The following is a 19,366-nucleotide window of genomic DNA, read 5'->3' on the forward strand; positions in this document are numbered from 1 at the left end:
GATGGCTTCAGGCGATTTCCGGCTCTGCGATGTGGTTCTGGACGATAGCATCGGCCGGTCCACGCCCGACGTGGAGCATGAACGCGCCGTCGCCATCTTCGATCTGATCGAGGAAAACACGTTCGAACCGTTCGGCCATGAAGGCGGTCCATACCGGCTGCATATCTCGCTGGTCGACGCCAAGCTGGTTTTCTCGATCAAAACCGAAGACGAAAAGGATGTCTCGACCCATATCCTGTCGCTGACGCCGTTCCGCCGCATCATCAAGGATTATTTCCTGATCTGCGAAAGCTACTACGAGGCGATACGCTCCTCCACGCCCAGCCAGATCGAGGCGATCGACATGGGCCGGCGGGGTATTCACAATGACGGGTCGCAGACACTGATGGACCGGCTTTCCGGCAAGATCAAAGTGGACTTCGACACGGCGCGCCGCCTCTTCACCCTTGTCTGCGTGCTTTATTGGCGGGGTTAGAGATGAGCGATCCTGCCGCAGCGCCAAATGAGGGACGAGCGCCCAAATCGGTTCTCTTCATGTGCGGCATGAACTCCATCCGCTCTCCCATGGCCGAGGTCATCGCCAAACGGCTGGTGGCGCCCGGCATCTATATACAGTCGGCCGGTGTGAGGGCGGGAGAGCGCGATCCCTTCGTGGATGCGGTGCTGGAAGAACAGGGTTTCTCGCTCGGCAAGCACAAGCCGCGCACTCTGGACGAGATCGAGGATGATTTTTTCGATCTGATCATTACATTAACACCCGAAGCCCATCACGCAGCCTTGGAACTGACCCGCTCGAATTCGCTCGATGTGGTCTATTGGCCGACCATGGACCCGACGGTGATCACCGGTACGCGCGAGCAGATTCTCGACGCCTATCGCGAGGTGCGGGACCATCTGGCAAAGCTGATCTCGGAACGACTGCCGAGGCGGCAGCAACCGGTGGCGGATACGCTTTCAAAAGACTGAAAACCGCCTTGGCCTGTTAAAATCAATCGCGATTTTCAAGCCGATGCTTTAGAGGTTCACAAATGTGCCGGGATTGTGTAGTTTCCGCGCAATTTTCCCGGACTCGATATGTCCGGCACTATCAACAGGAAGAAAACCCTTACATGACAAAAGAAGAAGTCCTTGAATTCCCGGGCATCGTAACCGAATTGCTGCCGAACGCAACATTCCGCGTGAAGCTTGAGAATGAGCACGAAATCATCGCCCACACCGCTGGCCGCATGCGCAAGAACCGTATCCGCGTTCTGGCGGGCGACAAGGTGCTGGTCGAAATGACGCCTTACGACCTGAGCAAGGGCCGCATCACCTACCGCTTCAAGTAATCCGTTTCAGCATCGGACGCCCGGGCAGCGCAATGACAATATCAAAACAAAAGCTCGTTCTGGCATCCGGCTCGCCGCGGCGGCTGGAACTGCTGCATCAGATCGGCATCGAGCCGGCACGTCTGATGCCGATGGACATCGATGAGACGCCCGCGAAGCTTGAGCATCCGCGCACGCTGTGTCGTCGCCTGTCGCAGCAGAAGGCCGAGGCGGCCCATGCGGCGCTGAAAAGCGAGCAGGCCTGGAAAGACGCTTACGTTCTCGGTTCCGACACGGTTGTAGCCGTGGGTCGCCGCATTGTGGGCAAGGCGGAATATACCGAGGAAGCCTCGGCGGCGCTGCATCTTCTCTCCGGGCGCAGCCATTGGGTCTATACCGGCATTTGCCTTGTGACACCCGGCGGCAAAATCCGTCAGAAGGTTGTGGAAACCAAGGTGCGCTTCAAACGCCTCTCCACGCGTGAGATCGAAGCCTATATCGCCTCCGGGCAATGGCGCGGCAAAGCGGGTGCCTATGGCATCCAGGGTATTGCCGGTTCGTTCGTTCAGAAACTGACCGGTTCCTATACCAATGTCGTCGGCCTGCCGCTCTACGAGACCATATCGCTTCTTTCCGGTGAAGGATTTGAGGTGACGTCGGGCTGGCTCGAAGGATAGACCATGGCAAAACCATCCCAGGAAAGCGTGGGAAATGTCACGCCGCTTCGGAAATCACAGCCATGCCCGGAATGCGGGCGACCCTCGACCCGGGACGATTATCCATTCTGTTCCGATCGCTGCCGTTCGCTCGATCTCTCCCGCTGGCTGAACGGCTCCTATGCCATTCCCGTCGCGGATGATGAGAGCAGCGCCGGTGGACAGGATACCGGCAAGAATACGTCCGAATAACATCACGCGCCGCCGGAAGTTCCGGCGGTGAATTGCATATTATTTTCAGGGCTTTCGCCCGCAATATATTCACAGGGCCACTCATAGCCCGAAAAGCCATATTGAAACCCGGCTGGCGTCCTCCCCCGGCAGCCATTAAGGTTCCCCGATGGACGCGAGCTTGCAAAAAAGAGTGAGCCATGGCGCGCTGCTGTTTGCGGTGCTGGCCGTCTGTCTCGCCATATCGGCGACGGTGCTGCTTGCCAATGACAAAAAGCACCTCAAAAACCTGCTGACCTATCTCAACCTTGTTCCTGCCACTCGTGCCGTCGAGCAGCCTGCCCGAATGAAGCCCGTCAAGCGGCAAAAACTCCCTGCGCCGAAGCTCGATCTACCACCCCATTTGCTGAAATTCGAGCAAGCCGGCGGCAGGGCATCCTTTGCACGCGACTTCGTTCTTTCCGGCAAAGACCTCTGCAACCGCTTTATCGCGCAGGGTTTTTCCACCCCGCAAGGCTGGCACGTCAGCACGGTGAACACCCGCAATTTCGAATGCATGGCCGAACTCGTGATGGAGAATGCGGCAGGGTCTGCCGAACGGGCATCGCTTTTCCTTGACATCAGAGGTGGGGCCTCCGGCGAGGTTCGCTCCATCAGGATGAAGGCCGTTGCGCCTGAGACACCGGACGGCAGCGCTATTCTGACAAAGCTTGAAGAGGCGCTGGCCCTGATCATCAGGCAAACCCGCTGGGCCGACCTAGCCAGCATCCTTGAACCCGCACGCAGCAGGCAGCCTTATCAGGCACAGCACTTTGGTATTTCGGTCTCCATAAAGCCGGAACCGGTTGCGCCGCATCGCCTGAACATCATTTTGCTGGCAACAGAACAATCCCCGGGGCTGAAGCTGACACGCAGCTTTTTCGACACGGAGAAATGGCTTCCCGCCGCAACCGTTTCGGATAAACCGACACTCTATCGGCCGTAGGATAACCACAGCTGTCAGTGCAAGATGGCTTAGCCTATCGCCGCCAGTTTGCGGCGGACCGGCGGGATTCTGTCATTTTGCTGTGCCTGACGCTTGGCTTCCCATTGAAGCGCGGTGCGAACGATGGTTTCCAGATCGTTGAAGCGCGGACGCCAGTTCAGCTCCGACTGGATGCGAGCGGAATCCGCCACCATCGTCGCAATATCACCCGCACGGCGCGGACAATGGATGATCGGGAAATCATGCCCGGATTGCCGCTGCACCGTGTGCAGCACATCCAGCACCGAATAACCCACACCATAACCGCAATTGAGCGTTCTTGTGCCGCCACCGGCGCGCAGATGCGCCATGGCCAGCATATGTGCGTCAATCAGATCGCTGACGTGGATATAGTCGCGAACGCCCGTGCCATCCGCGGTCGGGTAATCCGTTCCGTAAACCTCGACCTGGTCGCGTCGGCCGGTCGCGGCTTCGCACGCTACCTTGATGAGGTTCGCAACACCGGTGGGGGAAGGCCCTGCCCTGCCCTGCGGGTCAGCGCCCGCAACGTTGAAATAGCGCAGCGCCACATAGTTGAAATCATGCGCCTGCACGACATCGCGCAGCATGATTTCGGAGGCGAGTTTCGACAGGCCGTAGGGATTTTCCGGGCTGAGGATCGCGGTTTCGGGAACCGGGCCATCAAAGGGCTGGTTGCCGTAGACGGCTGCTGTCGAGGAAAAGATGAAGTTGCGAATACCGTGGCCGACCGCTGCCGCAACGAGGGCGCGGGTCGTGCCAGTATTGTTTTCGTAATATTCGAGTGGCCGGCTGATCGATTCAGGAACGCTGACGGAGCCGGCGAAATGGAAAATGGTCTCGATCTGGTTTTCTTCGAATATCTGGCCGAGCAATGTGCGATCCGCCGCATCGCCCAGATAGAAACGCGCCGCCGGTGCTATCGCCCAGCGCGATCCCGTCGAAAGCCGGTCGACAACAACGACCTCTTCCCCGGCGTCGAGCAGAGCCCACACCATGTGGCTTCCAATATAACCGGCCCCACCGGTAACAAGAACAGCCATGACATTACTTCCCTGTTTGCTTTTCTTGATCCCATCAAAGCCAATAATTCTTCATCATTGATTACTTGCACAGCGAATACGCCATCAAACCCTCAGCCCTCTGAAAAGGTGGCTTACGATTGGTTAGCGCAATAAAGTGCTTTTTATTTATTAGATGAAAATGTTCTCATAAAAGGAACAATCAGCGCATAGCATAGAAATGCGCTCACGTCGATGGCTACGCCGTGGGGTTGTAGTTTTCGCAGCTCATCGTGATTTCTGGGGCAGATTTGCACCTGCCGCGCAGCATGATGCGCGGCGCGGCAGGGCGAAGATTTACCTGCCGAGAATGTAGGACGCCAGCCGATCGGCGGCGTCTTCGATCTGTTTGGGGTTGCGCAGGAAGCAGGCGCGCAGGAACAGTTCTCCGCCTTTGCCAAAGGCGGTGCCAGGCGCGAGGCCGACGCCGGTCTTGTCGACGATATCCAGCGCCGTGGCGCGGCTGTCCGTCACGCCGTCTATCTTGAGGAAGGCATAAAGGGCGCCGTCCGGCTTCAGGGTTTCGACACGGTTCGTTGCAATCAGGGCATCGCAAAGTATGTCGCGGGAGGTCAAAGCGCGCTCATAGTTTTCGCGGACGAAACCATCACCATGATTGAGGGCGGCGACCGCGCCGCGCTGCATGAACTGCGCCACGCCGGAGGTGGAATATTGAATGAGGTTCTCGATCACCTGCCCGATGGCGGGCGGCGCCACGAGCCAGCCGACGCGCCAGCCGGTCATGGACCAGTTCTTCGAGAAGGAGTTGGCGAAGACGATCTTGTCATCCGGTTCCATGACGTCGAGGAACGACGGCGCGCGGGTGCCGGCATAGTGATAAAGCGCATAAATCTCATCCGCCACGATCCACAGATCATGCTTGCGGGCAAGCGCCAGAACATCGCGAAGATTGTCGCGCGTCGCGGTCCATCCGGTCGGGTTGGACGGCGTGTTGATGAACAACGCCCTGGTCTTGCCGGTGATCGCGCTTTCCAGCTTGCCGATGTCGAGATCCCAGCGGCCATCGTGAAAATCGATGCCGACAGGAACGGCCTTTGCGCCCGCCACGCCGATGGCAGCGACGATATTCGGCCAGGTCGGCGTGAGATAGACCATCTCGTCGCCCGGCGAGGTCAGCGCCTGCACGGCAAGCGCAATCGCCTGCATGCCGGAACCTGTTGCGTAAAAATGTTCAGGGGAGAGAGAGGCTGCAAAGTGACGCTCGTAATAGCTGCTGAGCGCCTGTCGCAATTCTGGAATGCCGCGTTGCCAGGTGTAGAAGGTCTCGCCATTGTTGAGCCCGTCGATGGCAGCCTTGTTGATGAAGTCGGGGCTCGGCAGATCACCTTCGCCGACCCAAAGGGGCAGAAGATTGTCCCGTCCCCGGGCATAATTCACGACCTCGACAATGCCGCTCTCGGGAGCCGCCAGAGAGCGTGCACTCAGACTGTTCAAAATGGACATTAAAGACACTCCGTTTGGTGTCTTCTTATCCCATGGAGCAGCCGATATGCATGATATTCCGTGAGGCGGTCATGGATTTTCTTTATGGATCGATCCCCGGCCGGAGATCGCCGCCCACATGGGCCGGCAATCAGGCCGGGGATACTTCCGATTTTAACGCGTCTTGAGCAGATCGCGGATTTCGGTGAGAAGCTTGACGTCTTCCGGCGGCGGCGCTGCTTCCGCCTTCTCCTCGACCTTCTTGGTCTCGACCGAGGCCCGCAGCTTGTTGACGCCCTTGACCATCAGGAAAATGATCCAGGCCAGAATGAGGAAGTTGATAAGAACCGTGAGAAAGTTGCCATAGGCGAAAACGGCGCCCTGATCGCGGGCGGCGGCGAGCGAGGGGGCGGTGACGCTGGAACTCAGCGGCAGGAAGTAGTTCGAGAAGTCGAAGCCGCCGAAAATCGCGCCGACGATCGGCATGATGAGATCGTTGACGACGGAATCTACGATCTTGCTGAAAGCCGCTCCGATGATCACACCCACGGCCAGATCCATGACATTGCCGCGGGCAATGAAGGTTTTAAATTCATTAAGCATTCAGTTGTCCCTCTCTCCTGCTTCGCGAGCTGAAGCTATGTGACTGTCCCTACACGCTCAACCATATAGCTTCCTTACCCCATTTGGAATTCGTCAAGATTGCATTTATTAGCTTTTTTGTACGCCAGCACCCTGTTTCTGCGCATTTTCCGGGCATAAAACCGCTACACGCTTTTAGTGGGAAATGCTCTCATCTTGAACTTTATGATCAGACCGCACTCATTCTCAACGGCCCGGAATTCGCCTATGCTCCTCTTCGGGAATTCCGGCATGGGGAGGATGCGTGCTTCCTGGGTGGATCATATTCGGTTCGGCCTTCGCTTATGTCCTGCTGCTGTTTGCGGTTGCAAGCTACGGGGACAGGAACAGCCGCAAAAGAAACGCCCCGAAAAAAGGGCGACCGTTCGTCTATGCGCTGAGCCTGGCGATCTACTGTACCTCATGGACCTATTTCGGCGGCGTCGGGCTTGCCGCCGACAGGGGGCTGGAATTTCTTGGCATCTATACCGGGCCGATCCTCGCCTTCACCATCGGCATGCCGATCATTCGCCGCATCGTTGAGCTGGCCAAAACGGAAAAGCTGACATCGGTTGCGGATTTCATCGCCGCCCGTTACGGCAAGAACTCCACTGTGGCGATGATCGTCGCCATCATCGCGCTTGTCGGCGCCATTCCCTATATCGCGCTGCAGCTGAAAGCCGTCTCCAATTCAGTGGCGACGATGGTCGATCCCGGCGATTACGGCATTGGCAGCGGCAATCTCTATTTCCTCGATCTGCCGCTGGTCGTCACCATCGTCATGGCGGGCTTCGCCGTCATGTTCGGCACCCGCCACACCGATGCCACCGAACATCAGGACGGCCTCATTCTGGCGATTTCGATGGAATCGCTCGTCAAGCTGGTCGCCATGTGCACGGTCGGCTTTTACGTCCTGTTCGTTCTCTTCGACGGTCCCTCGCATTTATGGCAGCTCGCCTCCGGCAATGAACAGGCCATGAAGGCCATATCCTACCATACGCCCATCAGCCGCTGGATCGTGATGACCCTGCTTTCCGGCTTCGCCATCATCCTTCTGCCGCGTCAGTTCCACGTCACCGTGGTGGAAAACCGCACGCCGGAAGAGCTGCGCATGGCGGGGTTCCTGCTGCCGCTCTACCTCATTGCCATCAACATCTTCGTTCTGCCGATCGCGCTTGCCGGCATTCTGACGCTCGGCGCAAATGGCGATGCCGATCTTTACGTCTTGCAACTGCCGCTCGCCCATCAGATGCCGGTCGTGTCGCTGATCACCTTCATCGGCGGGTTTTCGGCGGCGACAGCAATGGTAATCGTCGCCTCTGTCGCGCTGTCGATCATGATCTCCAACGACATCGTCATGCCGATCTTTCTGCGGCAGAAACTGTTGAACCGTTCACCGCACCGGGACAACTTCGCCAAAACGCTTTTGAACATCCGCAGGACGGCGATCTTTGCGGTGATGCTTCTCGGATACGGTTATTACCGCGCCGCCGACAGCGCCACGGGACTCGCCTCCATCGGCCTTCTGGCCTTCGCCGCCATCGCCCAGATGGCGCCTGCCCTCTTCGGCGGCCTGTTCTGGCGGCGGGCCAATGCGCGCGGCGCGATTGCGGGTCTCAGCTCGGGCTTTTTTGTCTGGGCCTATCTGCTGTTTTTGCCAAGCTTCGGCGGGCCTGACAATTCCGAGGTCGCGGCGAACATTCTCGGCTTCCTGTTTTCCGGAAGTACGGTCTTCAACGGTCCGGAGGCAGACCCATTCGTGAATGCGGTCATTCTCAGCCTGCTCGTCAACAGTCTGGCCTTTGTACTGGGCTCGCTCTCGCGCAATCCACGGCCGGTGGAGCGCATCCAGTCCGGCATCTTCGTCAAGCGCCATTCGAAATCGCAATTTGCCACGCGCGGCTGGAAAACCCGCGTCAGCGTCGGCGATCTCAAAAGCGCGATCGCCCGTTATCTCGGCGAAGAGCGCATGCTGCGCTCCCTGGCGACCTATGAAAAGACGGCGGGCAGGAAGCTCAATGACGACCAGCCGGCGGATATGGCGCTCATCCATTTTTCCGAACAATTGCTCGGCAGCGCCATCGGCTCTTCCTCCGCCCGTCTTGTGCTGTCCATCATTCTCCAGAAGGCGGAGGATACCAGCGCAGACACCGCCTGGCTGCTGGATCAGGCAAGCGAAGCCCTGCAATATAATCAGGACATGCTGCAGACGGCGCTTGCGCAGATGGATCAGGGCATCGCCGTTTTCGATAGTTCGCAGCAGCTGACGATCTGGAACCGGCGCTTCCGCACCCTTCTGGATTTGCCCGAGCAGTTCGGTCAGGTGGGCGTGCCGCTCACGGATATCGTCGCCATGCTGCAGGAACGCGGTGACATGCCGGCCGGCGATACGAATGAGCTTATTACCAGCTTCCTCACCATGGACCTGCCCTTTTCGCTGGTGCTTGCGGGCGGCGAGCGGATTATCGAGGTGCGTTCCAACACCATGCCTGACAAGGGCATCGTCGCCACATTCACCGACATCACGCAGCGGGTGGCGAGCGACCAGGCACTGAAACAGGCCAATGAAACGCTGGAGCAGCGCGTGGCGGAACGCACCGTGGAGCTTACCCGCGTCAACCGCGAACTGGCGGAGGCGAGAGCATCTGCCGATGAAGCGAATATCGGCAAGACACGCTTTTTCGCCGCTGCCGGTCACGATATCCTCCAGCCGCTGAATGCAGCGCGCCTCTATTCCTCCTCGCTTGTCGAGCGGCTTGGCGCATCGGGGGAAAGCGATCTCGTGCAGAATATCGATTCAGCGCTCGAATCGGTCGAGACCATTCTCGGCGCAGTGCTCGACATTTCCCGCCTCGACACGGGGTCGATGAAGGCGCGCATGACATCGGTGCCGCTGAATGAGCTGCTGAAACGAATCGAGACCGATTTTGCGCCTATGGCGCAGGAGAAGAACCTCGATCTGGTGGTCATGCCCACGTCGCTGACGGTGCGCTCGGACCCCAATCTCCTGCGCCGGCTGATACAGAATCTGGTCTCGAATGCCATCAAATATACGCTGACGGGTAAGGTCGTCGTCGGGGCGCGTCGTCGGGGCGGCGAGGTCGTCATTCAGGTGACGGATTCCGGCATCGGCATACCGGCGTCCAAATTCCGTACGGTCTTCAAGGAATTCGCCCGTCTGGACGAAGGTGCGAAAACGGCGTCCGGTCTCGGGCTCGGCCTTTCCATCGTCGATCGGTTGTCGCGCATGCTGCACCATCCGGTGCAGCTCATTTCAACGCCCGGAAAGGGCACGACATTCCGCATCCACCTGCCGCGCGAGGCGGACCGGATCGCACCCGCGAAAGCCGGTGGTGCAATCGTCAATCCGGCGGCGAGCGATCGCCTTCACGGTATCAGGGTCCTGTGCATCGACAACGAGCCGAAAATCCTTGAGGGCATGACCCTCCTGCTCTCGGGCTGGGGCTGCGAGGTGTTACCCGCAGGCTCCGTTGCGGCACTGGAGGAACCCTTCCTGACCCTGACCGCAGCACCTGACGTTATCGTCGCCGATTACCATCTGGACGATGGCGACGGCATCAGCGCCATCCGCTTCATCAGGACTTTTTACGGCAAGGCGATCCCTGCCCTGCTTTTGACGGCAGACCGCAGCCCGGAAGTGCGAAGCGATGCGGAGAAATACGGGATTTCCGTCCAGCACAAGCCGGTCAAGCCGGCTGCCCTGCGCGCCTATATCAACCAGATATCCAGCACGGCCCGCGCGGCGGCGGAATGAAAAACTCCCAGACCTTGCGATCCGGGCGGTGTCGGTTTTCTAGAGTACGTCCAGTTTAAACGGAATCCACGGTACACGACACAAAGGTTTGTCTGTTAGCGCAGCCCCACCCTCCTCATTCCTGTGCCTGTCACAGGAATCCAGTCAACGCGCGTCTGCGCGTTGGGAAAAGTCTTTTCAGCCCAAGGACTTGGGCTGGCTGGATCCCTGTGACAAGCACAGGGATGAGGGGCGAAGAGAACGCCGCGGACGAAAGCAAGCTTCGAGCCTGCCGCACTGTATGCTCCGAATGCACCCGTCAGGCCGCGCGGCTCAATCGATCCCTGCCAGTCGCAGAGCCCTGCTCCATCTGGAACCGCTGAACCAGATCGAGCAGCGCCTCCACCTCGCCGGACAGTACCCTGCTCGCTGCGCTTGACTGTTCGGCAAGGGCTGCGTTCTGCTGGGTCATCTGATCCATCTGGTTGACGGAGCTGTTGACGTTGTGGAGTGCCGAGGACTGATCCTGCGTTGCCGTCGCAATGGTTTCAACGTGCTGGCTGACGGTGACGATCTGCCGGCTGATGGCGGAAAGTACGGTGCCTGCCTCCTGAACCAGCTTCGATCCCGAGTTGACCTCCTGTGTCGACTGGTTGATGAGCTGCTTGATCTCACGCGCCGCATCGGCAGAGCGTTGTGCCAGCTCGCGCACTTCCTGCGCCACGACCGCAAAACCCTTGCCCGCTTCACCCGCACGCGCCGCCTCGATGCCGGCATTCAGCGCGAGAAGGTTGGTCTGGAAGGCGATGTCGTCAATGACCTCAATGATCTGCTCGATCTTGCGTGAGGCGTCTTCAATGCGGCCCATGGCGTCAACGGCATTGCTGACGACCGAACCGGAACTGTCGGCGCTCTGCTTGGTAACGCGAACGGCCTCATTGGCCTCCCGCGCACGCTCGGCCGAGGATCTGACAGTCACCGTGATCTCGTCGACGGCGGCGGCGGTCTCTTCCAGAGAGGCTGCCTGGTTTTCGGTGCGCTTCGACAGATCGACCGACGATTGCTCGATTTCAAAGCCGCTGTGCTGGATGATGAGCGTGCGCTCGCGGATTTGGCCCAGCGCATCGCGCAGGTTGAGAAGGGATTCGTTGAAATCCGTGCGCAGCCGGTCCAGACGGCCGGCAAACGGCGTTTCGATCGTGCGGCTCAGATCACCGCGCGAAAGCCTGCCAAGTCCGGAGGCGATCTCCCCGACCGCAAATTCGATCTGGCCGTCCAGCTCCTGCTTCTCGGTATCGTTGCGGTGACGTTCCGATTCCGCCATTGAGCGTTCCTCGGCACTTTTCCCCTCGATCGCGAGCTTCTCAAGCGCATTCTCGCGGAATATCACAAGAGCGCGGGCAATGTTGCCGAACTCGTTGCTGTTCGTCGCATAGGGGATCGGCGTATCGAGATTGCCATCCGAAAGAGACTTCACCGCATCGGCAAGCCTGCTCAACGGCTGCAGGGTGCGCCTGATAACGAAATAAGCGAGCAGCCCCACACCGACCATGGCGAGGCCACCGCAGATCAGCATCAAGTCGCGCAGCCCGTATATCTGGGCTTCATAGACTTCCATCGGAACGCCGACGAAAAGGATGCCGACGGTTGCTCCGGTCTTGTTAACGACCGGCATGTAACCGGTCATGTAATTGACGCCGAAAAGCGTGGCCGGGCCGAAATAGGCTTCACCCTTGGTGACTTTTTCGAAAGCAGGATGATCGGTAGCCAGCTTCGTGCCTGCTGCCCTTTCACCCTTTTCATTTTTCAGATTGGTGGTGACACGAACGTATTCGCCGGCCTTGGTTTCAAAAACGGTGGCGATGCCGCCGTTTCCAGCCGCCGTGCGGTCGACAAGGTCGTTATCGCGCAAGGTTCCGATGCTGGCGCGGCCGACGCTCTTCAGCTCGCCGTCACCCATGTCGAGGGCAACACCGCCGACCTTCATCTCGTAGAGGATAGCCATGCCGCGCATTGCACTCTGCGTATCGCGCAATGCGGTCGCGATAATATTGTCTTTCAACCGCATATAGGTGGAAACACCGACTGCTGCGACACTCAGCATGATCAGACCAAGCGTGAGCGCGACGACTTTACCCGCAACGGACTTAAAGAGCCGGTTGTGCATGAAACAGTTCCCCAAAGCCAAACCTGTGACAGTTCTAGTTGGCAACTGTTAAAAAACGCGAAATGACCGGGGAAATAAGGCGTTCCGCAGCAGGGATCCTACCCTCGGCCTGCGCGAGGCGAGCCGGACAAGGAGGACGGGGGAGGCCCGTCCGCGATCAATGGATGTAACCGAGACGGATCGCCTTTGCGATCGCCTGAATGCGGTTGACGGAATCGAGCTTGATCGTCGCCGAACCGAGATAGGCATTGACGGTATGCACGGAAAGCCCGAGCTTGACCGCGATCTCTTCGCTGATACGGCCATCACCGGCCAGTTGCAGGCAGGCGATTTCCCTCTCGCTCAAGGCTTCCGAAGGTGCCGCCTTGCGCTCGTCCAGCGCCAGCATGTCGACCATGATCTCGCAGCATTTAATGTGCTGCTCGATGACGACTTCATTGTCGAGAACGAGATTGCTGCCGCAGAAAACGATGTAGCCGTTGCCGATGGTTCCGAGCCGCACCGGCAGGGCCAGGCCCGCATAGGGCAATGTGTCATTCTCGATCCGGCGCAGCAGCGCCGGCACGTCGGGAAGATCGGCAAAGCCGCCGGCGTTCTTGTTGCGCCAGATGACCGGCAGCAATGAGGTCTCGATATGATCGAGAAGAATGTCACCGACAGCGCGGATGAACTGCGTGCTCTGTTCTGCGGCATTCATGCCCCAATTTTCCAGCTCGCAGGTCATCTTCTTCTTGTTGGGGAAACCGGAAGCGGCGGCCTTCGTCACCACGAAATTCCGCGCGCCGACCACCTTCTGCATGGCGACGAGTTTCGGAAACAGGTCCGACCGGGTTGTCACGACCGGGCTGCGGTGAAACATCCCCGTTTGACCAAAGCCCTCATTGTCCTTCGTCTGTACCATCGTTCGATGCCTATACAAGGTTGTTGCGCACGGCGTAGGCGATTGCCTCCGAGCGGGTTTTCGTCGCTGTTTTACGCATCACGCTTGTAATGTAATTATTGATCGTATTGCGAGAAATGCCAAGGATCATCGCAATTTCGTCACTGGTCTTGCCTTCGGCGATCCAGAACAGGCACTCAAGCTCACGTTCGGTAAGATCGATATCCCGCACCGCTTTTGCTTCGCTGGCGATGCCGAAACTGACGCAATACCCTGTCAGCAGGGCGATTTCGCGCAAACGTTCGGGTAACGGTACCGCATTTTCAGGAAACAGCAATAGCAGCGAAAGCCGGATGCGGCCCACGCAGAAGGACAGGGCCGAATATTGCCGGTCGATGCCGTAGGGAACGGACACATCGTCGGGAAGGAAAAGCAATTTCGGCCGCAGAAGCGAAAGGCATTTTTCCATTTCGCTTGATCTGTTCTGGCTGTTCGTCAGTTCAACACCGAGCCTACGCACCAGATCGAAGGGCCAGTCGGACGTGACGATAAATTTCAGCCCGGTTTCTTCGAGAAGATCATCCCGCGCCAGCAGATAATGCGAGGCGCCGGCGTAGGTTACGAGCAGATCCAGCGCGCCTGAAACGTTACCGGCAGCGGCCGTAGCAGCGACGTTTTTGGCAAGCTGGTCGCGCGGCAAGGGCTTACCCATGCCCTCCATAGGCTTGGCAGACAGCCTGCGGATATCAACATCGACTTTCAATCGCCTACGCCCTCTTGCTCCCAGCGGGAGATTATACATCGGGATGGAATCATTCCATTCGAGAAGCTTACCAAAACGGGATGGCGCACCCCCGGAGACCGAATCACTTCATTTTATGGAACCGACCGGAATTTGCCATTACCTGACAACAGCCTTTCCACGTATTTCCCTGCTCGTCTATTGCTAAAAAAACATACTGAAAAGCTGGCCAATCCATAAACGGCATTCTCAACCTATTCCCAGCAAACTGTATCGTTGCTGAATTTTTTGTAAACAGTGTCCTGAAACGAGAATGCAATCGCGCGCCTGCCAGCATATCAAAAAGCCCCTAAATGCGCAAAAGGCCGGGTAAACCCGGCCTTTTTCAATATCACGCGGCTTTTTCCACCGCCCATTTGCGAAGAATCTTGGCTGCTCTTTCCTCGCTGATTTCCACCATGCGGGAGAGCCTGCGCTCGGGTCCTTCGCGAACGCGGCGGTTGAAGGTGCCTTCGCTGTCGCCGCCAGCCAGAAGGTCGTCGGTGCTGTCGAAGCCGAAATCCGCCCCGAAACCTTCCATGAGACCACCTGCGCCGGCATCCATGCCCGGGGAGAAATCAGGCAGTTCGAGACCTGCGGCCTCCTGGCTGAGCTGGGCTGCCGCTGCACCGTTGCCGGCAACCGAGCGGACCAGGGGACGTACACCGAGCCAGATGACGAGGAAGGCGACGGCGACGAAGGCGAGCGAGTTGATGATGCCTGCCGAATTGCGGCTCAGCACTTCCATGATGCCCGGTCCGCTTGCGGCTTCATCGAGCAGCTGCGTTTCGAGGAAGTCCATGGCCGTCAGCGTGACCATATCGCCGCGATCGGAAGAAATGCCCGCAGCCGAGGTTACGATCTTCTGCATTTCCGCAAGATAGGCATCGATCTTGGCCTGATCGGCGGGTTCACCGACCATCTTGGCAATGCGACCCTTGTTGACGACCACGGCGACCGAAAGCTTCTCGACGGTATAACCGTTCTTAACGGTGGCGACCGTCTTGGAATTGATCTCGTAGTTGGTCTGTTCTTCTTTCTTCGCGGACTGGTCGGAAGACTGTGGACCACCGGCACCGCCCTGCGGCGCTGCCTGCGGCACGTTCTGCTCCACGGTCGCTGCCGTGTCGGGCTGCGTTTCCTGGGACTTCTGGTCTTCCTTCACCGTGCGGACGGAGCGCTCGACGCGCGATTCCGGATCGTAGACGGTTTCCTGAATCTGGCGGCTGTCGGTATTGAGCTGCGCAGTCACGCTCGAGCGGAAATTGTCCATGCCGAGGAAAGGCGCCAGCGCCTTGTCGATATTGGTTGTGATTTCCTGCTGGACGTTCTGCGCCAGCGTCAGCGAGCGGTTCATGGCGGCATTGGTGACATCGTCGCCGGAAGCCAGAAGCTGGCCGGTCGAATCGAGCAGCGTCACGTCATCGACTTCAAGACCTGGAACGGCCGAGGCGACGAGGTGACGGATGGAGGCAGACGCCTTGCGCCCGGCGGTGGCACTGGCGCGGATCATGACCGATGCGGTGGGCTTCTGTTCGCCACGGCGGAAATTGCCGACATCCGGCATGACGATATGGACGCGTGCGGCCGCAATCCCGTCAATCTGCTGGATGGAGCGGCTGATCTCGCCTTCGAGGGCGCGAACCCGCGTCACTTCCTGCATGAAGGAGGTCAGGCCGAGAGAACCGACATTGTCGAAAAGCTCATAACCGGCATTGGCGCTGTCGGGCAGGCCACGCTCAGCCAGCAGCAGACGTGCCTTGCTGGTAAGCCCGACGGGAACCTGAAGGCTCGAACCATCGGTTCCGACCTGAAAGTCCAGCCCCGATTCAGCAAGCGCAATGCTGATCTTGTTGAGGTCGCTCTTTTCAAGTCCCACATAGAGAGTCTCGTAGGTGGGACGGTTCACATAGAGTGCCGCTGCAAGGATAACGGCCATGGACAGAACGCCCACGCCGCCCAGCATCAGAAGCCGTGTCTGACCGAGAGCCGCGACATTCTTCAAGACCTGAGGGATTTGATTTAACAGATTCATTCTGTTCCGCACCGTCATTCATAGAGTCCGAGACCTTTTGGCCCCGTGGTGACAATAGGGTGCGAAGCTTGCGCGAGCGTTGCCTTTCTCCGTTATCCGCGAAGGAGGGATGAATGGCTGCTGTAGCGTCTAGAACAGATCGAAGTCGCCGGAGGCCTTGTCGAGCGGCTGGGAATGGCCGTGGCGGAAGGCCGCGCCCAGCGCCTTCTGCATCTCAGCAAGCTTGACGAGGCTGAGTGCGGTCGAGACGTCCACGATCCACTCACCGGGGATAGAGCCCGTGATGGTATCGATGAACTCGGCAAGGCCGCGGGTCTTTTGAACGGCAAGGTCGATGCCCTGCAGCAGTTTGACGCCGTCACCGGACAACTGGCCGCTGGTCGCTTCCAGCAATTGCGGCTCGATGCGTTCGATGAGATAGGCGACGTCGTGCAGCTCCGATACCACGCGCATGAGAACATCCGGCAGGGCTTCTTCGAACGGAGTGGTGCCGGTGTGGTCTGCAATCTGCATTGGAAACTCCGTGACTAGAAAAATTCGATGTCGTTGGCGACGGGTTTGGGCGCCGGCACCGGACGCGTTTCCATCGCAACCGTCTTCTGGGTTTCCGCGCCGCTCAGCGGATGCTGTCGCGCACGACCGGAGACCGGCCAGAACTCGATCTTGCGGCCATGTTCCCCGCCCGTGGAGGAGCTTATGACCGGAATACCTTCATCCTTCAGAAACTGCATGGCGAAGATGGCATTCTGCTCGCCGACATTGGAGAAGCTGGCGATCGTCTTTGCGCCACCGAAAACCTTCGCCTCCAGCCGGTCGCGGCGGGCGCCCTTCTTCAGAAGGCCGTTGATCAGCAATTCCATGAGATGCACGCCATAACGCGTCGCATCTCCACCGGTCACATTGCCGGTTCCCGGCAGCAGGAAGTGGTTCATGCCTCCGAGGCCGGCAACGGGGTCTCTCAGACAGGCGGCCACGCACGAACCGAGTATCGTCGTCAGAACCACGTCGGGATCGCTGACAACCTTATACTCGCCCTGAATGATATGTACGCGCTTGGCCGCAGTTTCAATCATTTCAGCGATCCGAAAACCGCCTCGATGGCTGCACGCATCTTGTCGATGGTGAAGGGCTTGGCGAGCACGTTGTTGGCGCCGAGCTGGGCTGCCTTCTGCACCAGCGCGCGGTCACCCTGCGCGGTGAGGATGATGAAGGCGGCCTTCTTGGTGGTCGGGTTGGCCCGCACGGCGTGCAGGAAACCAAGACCGTCCATCTTCGGCATGTTGAAGTCGGAGATGACGAGATGATGGGGCTGCTGCTCCATGATCTTTAATCCCTGCTCGCCATCGCCAGCGGCAGTGATCTGCTTGAAGCCAAGCTGTGTCAGCGCATCGCTGAGGAGCAGCCGGCTGGTCACCTGATCGTCAACGATCAGAACTTTGATCTTTTCTGCGAGAGACATTAGTCAGCACCTTCTTTACGGGCAGTGGTTAGTTTCAGGATTTCTTCGCCGATGGAGGCCAACGGCAATTGCTGTTCCACGGCGCCAAGCTCATAGGCCACACGCGGCATGCCGTAAACGACACATGTTTTTTCGTTCTGACCGACCGTGCGTGCGCCGGCATGGCGCATTTTCAGCAGCCCGGCCGCACCATCGCGGCCCATGCCGGTGAGAATGACGCCGACGGCGTTGCGGCCGGCAAGCTCGGCCACCGAATCGAACAGCACATCGACGGAGGGGCGATGGCCATTGACCGGATCGCGCTCGACCAGGCGGCAGCAGGGTGCTGCACGATTGGCGATCTGCAGATGACGTTCGCCGCCCGGCGCAAGGTAGATCTTGCCAGTCTGGAGGCGTGCGCCGTCCGTCGCCTCTTCCACGACAGGTGCGCAGATGCGGTTCAGCCTTTCCGCGAAACTCTTGGTAAAGGTCGGCGGCATGTGCTGGGTGATGACGGTCGGCGGGCAATTGGCCGGAAACTTCTGGAGCACGGCGATCAACGCCTCGACACCACCCGTGGAGGAGCCGATGGCCACGACCTTGCGGCCGGCGCGGTAATCGCTGACCGGGGTCGGCTGCGGGGCGGCAACGGTTTCGGGGCGCGCCGCGCGATAGGCCGCGTGCTGCGAGCGGGCAGCCGCCTTTACCTTGTCGGCGAGATCCCCGAAGGGGCGGGCATCGCCCGGCGCCGGCTTGCCGACGCAGTCAAAGGCGCCGATTTCAAGGGCTGCGAGCGAGGCATCCGCGCCGCGATGCGTCAAGGACGAGACCATGATGACCGGCATTGGCCGCAGTCGCATGATCTTTTCGAGAAACTCGAGACCGTTCATCTCCGGCATCTCGATATCGAGCGTCACGACATCGGGATTGAGCTGCTTGATGGCGGCGCGCGCTTCCATGGCGTTGCCGGCCTGGCCCACCACCTCGACCTCCGGATCAGCCTTGAGGACGGCCGAAATCAGGCCGCGCATGGTTGGGGAATCATCGACGACGAGTACCCGTGCGAGTGCGCTCATGCCTTCCTCCCGGATGCGTGACCAATGAAGCGGTAAGTGGTGATGCCCGTATTATCGAACAGGTTCTTTGCATCACCGGACACGCGTTCGGAATGCCCGATATAAAGATGACCGCCTTCCGGCAGCAGCCCGGCGAAGCGTGACCAGATTCGCATCTGGGTCGGCTCGTCGAAATAGATGACGACGTTGCGGCAGAAGATAACGTCGAAATTGCCCTTGAAGGGCCATTGCGTCATCAGGTTCAGTTCGTTGAACGTGATGAGGCGCTTGACCTTGTCGTCGATGCGGAACTTGCGGCGACCGCCGGCATCGACTTCCGTGAACCATTGCTTGCGCATGGCTGGGGAGACGGTTTCCAGCGCATTGTCGTCGTAAATGCCGGCACGGGCCTGCGCCAGTATCTTCGGATCGATATCCGTCGCCAGTATCTTGAAATCGTAATCGGCCGCATTCGGAAACATGGCGAGCACGGTAAGCGCGATCGAATAGGGCTCCTGCCCGTCGGAACAGGCCGCAGACCAGATGCGGACACGCCCGCCGGATTTCGCCCGCGCGATGAGGCCCGGCAGGACCTCGTCCCGCAGATGTTCAAAATGATGGTTCTCGCGGAAGAAGCGGGTGAAATTCGTCGTCAGATGCGACAGCATTTCGCGCCGCGCCTGCGCGCCCTCGGGCGAGGACACCAATGCGCAATATTCGCGGAAGCCCGACAGGCCGAGATTGCGGATGTGCTTGGACAGGCGGGAATAGACCAGCGACGCCTTGGTGTCGTTGAGATAGATGCCCGCATCCGCGTAGATCATCGCAGCGATCTCCGACAGATCGCGCCTCGACAGCGGATATTCGCCGCTGGCAAGGACGTCGTCGGGAGACTGGCGCTGGTCGCTGAGATTAAGTGCTGCCATGGATGTTC

19 protein-coding genes are annotated in these 19,366 nt (G+C 59.1%); 7 read left to right on the forward strand and 12 right to left on the reverse strand.

The window, feature by feature from the left end; translation table 11 throughout:
* Position 1: 1 nt before the first annotated feature.
* The 6 genes from G3A56_RS08395 to G3A56_RS08420 all read left to right on the forward strand — a co-directional run bounded on the left by G3A56_RS08395 (position 2) and on the right by G3A56_RS08420 (position 3,179).
* Complete coding sequence (locus tag G3A56_RS08395; RefSeq protein ID WP_003493818.1) at positions 2–475, forward strand: UPF0262 family protein; 474 nt, start codon at positions 2–4, stop codon at positions 473–475.
* Between the two features lie 2 nt (positions 476–477).
* Positions 478–966: an arsenate-mycothiol transferase ArsC gene (locus G3A56_RS08400; protein WP_003493816.1), complete on the forward strand. Its 489-nt coding sequence runs from the start codon at positions 478–480 to the stop codon at positions 964–966.
* Between the two features lie 143 nt (positions 967–1,109).
* On the forward strand, positions 1,110–1,328 hold the full coding sequence (infA, locus tag G3A56_RS08405) for a translation initiation factor IF-1 (RefSeq protein ID WP_003493814.1): 219 nt from the start codon (positions 1,110–1,112) through the stop codon (positions 1,326–1,328).
* Positions 1,329–1,360: 32 nt separating this feature from the next.
* Positions 1,361–1,984, forward strand: coding sequence for a Maf-like protein (locus G3A56_RS08410; RefSeq protein WP_003493812.1), 624 nt, complete (start codon positions 1,361–1,363; stop codon positions 1,982–1,984).
* A gap of 3 nt (positions 1,985–1,987) precedes the next feature.
* Positions 1,988–2,215 carry a DNA gyrase inhibitor YacG gene (gene yacG, locus G3A56_RS08415; RefSeq protein WP_082183711.1) on the forward strand — a complete coding sequence of 76 codons (228 nt, stop codon included), beginning with the start codon at positions 1,988–1,990 and terminating at the stop codon, positions 2,213–2,215.
* A gap of 148 nt (positions 2,216–2,363) precedes the next feature.
* Positions 2,364–3,179 carry a DUF6030 family protein gene (locus tag G3A56_RS08420; RefSeq protein WP_082183710.1) on the forward strand — a complete coding sequence of 272 codons (816 nt, stop codon included), beginning with the start codon at positions 2,364–2,366 and terminating at the stop codon, positions 3,177–3,179.
* Between the two features lie 29 nt (positions 3,180–3,208).
* On the opposite strand, the gene galE is transcribed toward G3A56_RS08420, so the two are convergent.
* From galE to mscL, 3 genes are all read right to left on the reverse strand, one after another.
* Entirely contained in the window at positions 3,209–4,240 is a 1,032-nt protein-coding gene (galE, locus tag G3A56_RS08425; RefSeq protein ID WP_035241584.1) for a UDP-glucose 4-epimerase GalE, read from the reverse strand.
* A gap of 315 nt (positions 4,241–4,555) precedes the next feature.
* Entirely contained in the window at positions 4,556–5,722 is a 1,167-nt protein-coding gene (locus G3A56_RS08430) for a pyridoxal phosphate-dependent aminotransferase (RefSeq protein WP_082183708.1), read from the reverse strand.
* 153 nt (positions 5,723–5,875) lie between these two features.
* Positions 5,876–6,304 (reverse strand): large conductance mechanosensitive channel protein MscL, encoded by a 429-nt coding sequence (gene mscL / locus G3A56_RS08435; protein WP_082183707.1) that lies wholly within the window; start codon positions 6,302–6,304, stop codon positions 5,876–5,878.
* A 283-nt stretch (positions 6,305–6,587) separates the two neighbouring features.
* Here mscL and G3A56_RS08440 point away from each other — a divergent pair, with 283 nt between their 5' ends.
* Positions 6,588–10,097 carry a PAS domain-containing hybrid sensor histidine kinase/response regulator gene (locus tag G3A56_RS08440; protein WP_082183705.1) on the forward strand — a complete coding sequence of 1,170 codons (3,510 nt, stop codon included), beginning with the start codon at positions 6,588–6,590 and terminating at the stop codon, positions 10,095–10,097.
* Positions 10,098–10,395: 298 nt separating this feature from the next.
* Here G3A56_RS08440 and G3A56_RS08445 read toward each other — a convergent pair whose 3' ends face one another.
* The 9 genes from G3A56_RS08445 to cheR all read right to left on the reverse strand — a co-directional run bounded on the left by G3A56_RS08445 (position 10,396) and on the right by cheR (position 19,358).
* The gene (locus tag G3A56_RS08445; protein WP_082183703.1) at positions 10,396–12,243 is read right to left on the reverse strand and encodes a methyl-accepting chemotaxis protein; all 1,848 of its coding nucleotides are present in this window, start codon (positions 12,241–12,243) and stop codon (positions 10,396–10,398) included.
* Positions 12,244–12,400: 157 nt separating this feature from the next.
* Positions 12,401–13,102, reverse strand: a complete 702-nt coding sequence (gene visR, locus G3A56_RS08450; protein ID WP_003493793.1) for a transcriptional regulator VisR — start codon at positions 13,100–13,102, stop codon at positions 12,401–12,403.
* 52 nt (positions 13,103–13,154) lie between these two features.
* The gene (visN, locus tag G3A56_RS08455) at positions 13,155–13,886 is read right to left on the reverse strand and encodes a transcriptional regulator VisN (RefSeq protein ID WP_035241582.1); all 732 of its coding nucleotides are present in this window, start codon (positions 13,884–13,886) and stop codon (positions 13,155–13,157) included.
* 370 nt (positions 13,887–14,256) lie between these two features.
* Positions 14,257–15,939 carry a flagellar basal-body MS-ring/collar protein FliF gene (fliF, locus tag G3A56_RS08460; RefSeq protein WP_164056246.1) on the reverse strand — a complete coding sequence of 561 codons (1,683 nt, stop codon included), beginning with the start codon at positions 15,937–15,939 and terminating at the stop codon, positions 14,257–14,259.
* Between the two features lie 129 nt (positions 15,940–16,068).
* The gene (gene cheT, locus G3A56_RS08465; protein ID WP_082183700.1) at positions 16,069–16,452 is read right to left on the reverse strand and encodes a chemotaxis protein CheT; all 384 of its coding nucleotides are present in this window, start codon (positions 16,450–16,452) and stop codon (positions 16,069–16,071) included.
* A 14-nt stretch (positions 16,453–16,466) separates the two neighbouring features.
* A complete protein-coding gene (gene cheD, locus G3A56_RS08470; RefSeq protein WP_082183698.1) occupies positions 16,467–17,012 on the reverse strand; it encodes a chemoreceptor glutamine deamidase CheD in 546 nt (181 codons plus the stop codon).
* Positions 17,009–17,398, reverse strand: coding sequence for a chemotaxis response regulator CheY2 (cheY2, locus tag G3A56_RS08475; RefSeq protein ID WP_003493781.1), 390 nt, complete (start codon positions 17,396–17,398; stop codon positions 17,009–17,011). The genes cheD and cheY2 overlap by 4 nt, the downstream gene beginning before the upstream one ends.
* Positions 17,398–18,453, reverse strand: coding sequence for a protein-glutamate O-methylesterase CheB (gene cheB, locus G3A56_RS08480; protein ID WP_082183696.1), 1,056 nt, complete (start codon positions 18,451–18,453; stop codon positions 17,398–17,400). The genes cheY2 and cheB overlap by 1 nt, the downstream gene beginning before the upstream one ends.
* Positions 18,450–19,358, reverse strand: a complete 909-nt coding sequence (gene cheR, locus G3A56_RS08485) for a protein-glutamate O-methyltransferase CheR (protein WP_082183695.1) — start codon at positions 19,356–19,358, stop codon at positions 18,450–18,452. Before cheR ends, cheB begins: the two co-directional genes overlap by 4 nt.
* Positions 19,359–19,366 lie beyond the last annotated feature (8 nt).

It is taken from the genome of Rhizobium oryzihabitans (assembly GCF_010669145.1).
GTDB classification, from domain to species: Bacteria; Pseudomonadota; Alphaproteobacteria; order Rhizobiales; family Rhizobiaceae; genus Agrobacterium; species Agrobacterium oryzihabitans.

Coding starts and splice junctions, on each gene's coding strand:
- G3A56_RS08395 (WP_003493818.1), top strand. CDS start 2: ATGGCTTCAGGCGATTTCCGGCTCTGCGATGTGGTTCTGGACGATAGC.
- G3A56_RS08400 (WP_003493816.1), top strand. CDS start 478: ATGAGCGATCCTGCCGCAGCGCCAAATGAGGGACGAGCGCCCAAATCG.
- infA (WP_003493814.1), top strand. CDS start 1,110: ATGACAAAAGAAGAAGTCCTTGAATTCCCGGGCATCGTAACCGAATTG.
- G3A56_RS08410 (WP_003493812.1), top strand. CDS start 1,361: ATGACAATATCAAAACAAAAGCTCGTTCTGGCATCCGGCTCGCCGCGG.
- yacG (WP_082183711.1), top strand. CDS start 1,988: ATGGCAAAACCATCCCAGGAAAGCGTGGGAAATGTCACGCCGCTTCGG.
- G3A56_RS08420 (WP_082183710.1), top strand. CDS start 2,364: ATGGACGCGAGCTTGCAAAAAAGAGTGAGCCATGGCGCGCTGCTGTTT.
- galE (WP_035241584.1), bottom strand. CDS start 4,240: ATGGCTGTTCTTGTTACCGGTGGGGCCGGTTATATTGGAAGCCACATG.
- G3A56_RS08430 (WP_082183708.1), bottom strand. CDS start 5,722: ATGTCCATTTTGAACAGTCTGAGTGCACGCTCTCTGGCGGCTCCCGAG.
- mscL (WP_082183707.1), bottom strand. CDS start 6,304: ATGCTTAATGAATTTAAAACCTTCATTGCCCGCGGCAATGTCATGGAT.
- G3A56_RS08445 (WP_082183703.1), bottom strand. CDS start 12,243: ATGCACAACCGGCTCTTTAAGTCCGTTGCGGGTAAAGTCGTCGCGCTC.
- visR (WP_003493793.1), bottom strand. CDS start 13,102: ATGTTTCACCGCAGCCCGGTCGTGACAACCCGGTCGGACCTGTTTCCG.
- fliF (WP_164056246.1), bottom strand. CDS start 15,939: ATGAATCTGTTAAATCAAATCCCTCAGGTCTTGAAGAATGTCGCGGCT.
- cheT (WP_082183700.1), bottom strand. CDS start 16,452: ATGCAGATTGCAGACCACACCGGCACCACTCCGTTCGAAGAAGCCCTG.
- cheD (WP_082183698.1), bottom strand. CDS start 17,012: ATGATTGAAACTGCGGCCAAGCGCGTACATATCATTCAGGGCGAGTAT.
- cheY2 (WP_003493781.1), bottom strand. CDS start 17,398: ATGTCTCTCGCAGAAAAGATCAAAGTTCTGATCGTTGACGATCAGGTG.
- cheB (WP_082183696.1), bottom strand. CDS start 18,453: ATGAGCGCACTCGCACGGGTACTCGTCGTCGATGATTCCCCAACCATG.
- cheR (WP_082183695.1), bottom strand. CDS start 19,358: ATGGCAGCACTTAATCTCAGCGACCAGCGCCAGTCTCCCGACGACGTC.